The sequence below is a fragment of the Streptomyces murinus genome (assembly GCF_002154555.1).
GTDB lineage: Bacteria > Actinomycetota > Actinomycetes > Streptomycetales > Streptomycetaceae > Streptomyces > Streptomyces murinus.
This window is the reverse complement of sequence record NZ_MUNF01000685.1, coordinates 1-242: the sequence shown is the minus strand read 5'-3', so window position 1 is coordinate 242 and position 242 is coordinate 1. Positions and strand designations below refer to the sequence as shown.

Sequence of the window (242 nt, the reverse complement as noted above, 5' to 3'; positions counted from 1 at the left end):
ATCGCGCGGGTGGCCGCGCAGTTGGGCGCGCCGGCCGGGGTCGAGGTGCTCCAGGTGCACGGGCGGGCGCCCGCGGCCGTGCAGGAGGCGGTGCTGTCCGCCGGGGAACGGCGGCGGGTGGTGCTGGCGACGTCGGTCGCGGAGTCCTCGCTGACCGTGCCCGGGGTGCGGGTGGTGGTGGACTCGGGGCTGGCCCGGGAGCCACGGGTGGATCATGCGCGGGGGCTCAGCGGGCTGACGAC

1 protein-coding gene is annotated in these 242 nt (G+C 78.5%); it reads left to right on the top strand.

Annotation, left to right across the window (positions count from 1 at the left end; all coding sequences use genetic code 11):
• A partial coding sequence (locus CCN72_RS41000) for a helicase-related protein (RefSeq protein WP_244174596.1) occupies nt 1-242 on the top strand: 242 nt, incomplete at both ends.